The organism is Chryseobacterium hagamense, from assembly GCF_007991455.1.
Classification (GTDB): Bacteria; Bacteroidota; Bacteroidia; order Flavobacteriales; family Weeksellaceae; genus Chryseobacterium; species Chryseobacterium hagamense.
The window spans coordinates 1-2,601 of the sequence record NZ_BJYJ01000047.1 but is presented as its reverse complement, the minus strand read 5'-3'; the positions used below and the strand labels follow the sequence as shown (position 1 = coordinate 2,601).

Annotated in this window: 2 protein-coding genes; both read left to right on the top strand. The window is 48.8% G+C overall.

Features of this window, described 5'->3' with window-relative positions:
• Window positions 1-133 precede the first annotated feature (133 nt).
• Window positions 134-1,633, top strand: coding sequence for a phage tail-like protein (locus tag CHA01nite_RS19450; RefSeq protein ID WP_146944498.1), 1,500 nt, complete (start codon window positions 134-136; stop codon window positions 1,631-1,633).
• A gap of 110 nt (window positions 1,634-1,743) precedes the next feature.
• Window positions 1,744-2,601 (top strand): phage tail-like protein (locus CHA01nite_RS19445; RefSeq protein ID WP_507762374.1); only part of this gene is annotated, 858 nt, incomplete at its 3' end.

Here is a 2,601-nt window from a genome sequence, read left to right as displayed (position 1 = left end):
CAAAAACATCAGTTGAAATCAGGGACGGATGGGATGCTCTGTTACAGCCCCTTCTGTCCCTTTTCGGTAAAAAAGGAAACCGGCTTAGGACGGCTTTCCGGATCTTTCTGATCAACAATTAAATAATCCTTCCATGAAAAAATATTTATTTAATATAACGGCATTATTAGCTCTGGGAAACCTGAGTGCCCAGGTACGGACCGTAAATTCGGCCACCAATGTATCGGTAACCAACAGCCCGGCTTTTATCGACGCCTCTTCCAATACTACCGTGAACGGATCTTCCAACATCGGGAAAGGACTGATCTTCCCGAGAGTTGACCTTTCAGCCATGACCGCCTTCCCGGGGGTAACAGCAGGCATCCCCAACTCCTTCCCCACCCGGTTCGACGGGATGATCGTCTACAACACCGCTTCCTCCGGAACCTCCGGAGTAGGATCTACCCAGGGTACGTTAACCCCGGGATACTGGTATTATGAAAACAAAACTTCCTCCAATACCGGAGGGACCTGGAAACCAATGAGTACAGCAACCTCCGCTGTGGCCAACACCGCCAGCAACGGGCTTACCCTCTCAGGAAATGACGTTAAGCTGGGCGGAATCCTTAGCCAGGCAACGGATATTGCAACGGCAGGAAATAACCTTACGATAAGCGGTACCGGAAATGTAGGTGTAGGAACCAGTTCACCGACGGCAAAACTCGAAATCAACAATGGTACGACAGCCGGAGCAATTAAAATTACCGATGGCACCCAGGGAGCCGGCAAAGTGCTGACTTCGGATGCCAATGGGCTTTCATCCTGGATGACGCCTAATAATCTGTATACCAACGACGGAACTATTTCCGGGGCCAGAACCGTTAATTTAGGCTCCAACAGCATTACATTTTCCGGAACAGGAGGACTTACCAATTTCACCGGCAGTACCGGATGGGCTGCCTCTTTTTCTTCCACAGCCAATGGAGCAACGCCTAATAAAGTTGTGATCGGAACCCAGGCAGGCGTAGCCACCATTGGCGCTAATAATAATGGACTGACTGCCTGGGCAGATTTAAGTCTTAATCCATACACCGGGAACGTAGGAATAGGAACATTAAGTCCTGGGGCGCGTCTGGAAATCAACAACGGAACGACAGCCGGAGCACTGAAAATTGTGGATGGTACCCAGGGAGCCGGAAAGGTATTCACCTCGGATGCCAACGGGGTTGGAAAATGGCAGGTCAATGTAGGCAACCAGAATTCCCTCTATACTAATAAAGTGTGCAGTACTTCTTCTACGATTACCCTAAATCAGGGAGTTTCCACCTCGCTTCCGGGTATCGGAAGTTATACCTGCCCAAATTCCGGCAGGTATGAGCTCATCTTTCACAGCTTTTTTAATAACCCCGGAACAATTGGAACTAAAACGTTTTATGTAGATACAAAACTCAATGGAACCGTTGTAAAACATGAAGAAACCTATTCTTATTGTGACGCTAATTCTTATGTCAACACCCACTATCCTGTAATTATTACAGCCAATGCGGGCGACGTACTGACTATTGAAATCATTGCCCAGGCAGGTGCTCCCCTGCAGATACAGCCATCGCTGGCTTATAGAAATAATCTCGATATTATCTATCTGGGCTTGTAGACCATCTGAAGTATGCTTGACAACAGGAATTTTTCAAACATGAAAGAAATTTCCTGTGATAAATTATTACATCCCGGAACTGATCTCCGGTATTTTAAACCAATAAAACAATGAAAAAAAACATATTCAGCCTTGCCACTATTCTGGCTATAGGAACGTTTAGCGCCCAGGTACGTACCGTCAACTCGGCAACCAACGTATCGGTAACCAACAGCCCGGCCTTTATCGATGCCTCTTCCAATACCACCGTGAACGGATCTTCCAATGTGGGAAAAGGGCTCATTTTCCCGAGGGTGGACCTCTCGGCCATGACCGCCTTCCCAGGCGTTACTGCGGGCATCCCCAACTCCTTCCTCACCCGGTTCGACGGGATGATCGTTTATAACACCGCCGCTTCCGGAACTGCCGGCGTAGGATCTACCCAGGGAACGTTAACCCCGGGATACTGGTATTATGAAAACAAAACGTCCTCCAATACCGGAGGAACCTGGAAACCCGTAAGCACAGCTGCTGCCGGAGTGGCCAATACCGCCAGCAACGGGCTCACTCTCTCAGGCAATGAGGTAAAGCTGGGCGGAACCCTCAGCCAGGCAACGGATATTGCAACGGCAGGAAATAATCTAACGATAAGCGGTACAGGGAATGTGGGGATCGGAAATGCCTCTCCGTCATTTAAGCTTGATGTACAAGGAACCAGTGCAGGCACGGTTACATCACGAATATATGGTGCCAGCACAAACGGCGCTGCGGAATTAAGGCTCGACAATCAGAATGCCACCAATGGTAAAACTTATTCCCTGCTATCTACAGGAACTTCAAATACCGGAGGTCCCGGATTTTTCCAGATCTATGACATCAATGCCGGTGCCAGCAGAATAGCGGTAAACGGAGACGGAATGGTTGGTATCGGAAATACTGCTCCTGTCTATAATCTGGATGTCCTGGGAGCAGGTTCCGGATCGGCTGTT

Excerpts from the sequence above, each read along its gene's own strand:
- CHA01nite_RS19450 (WP_146944498.1), top strand. The coding sequence starts at position 134 with ATGAAAAAATATTTATTTAATATAACGGCATTATTAGCTCTGGGAAAC.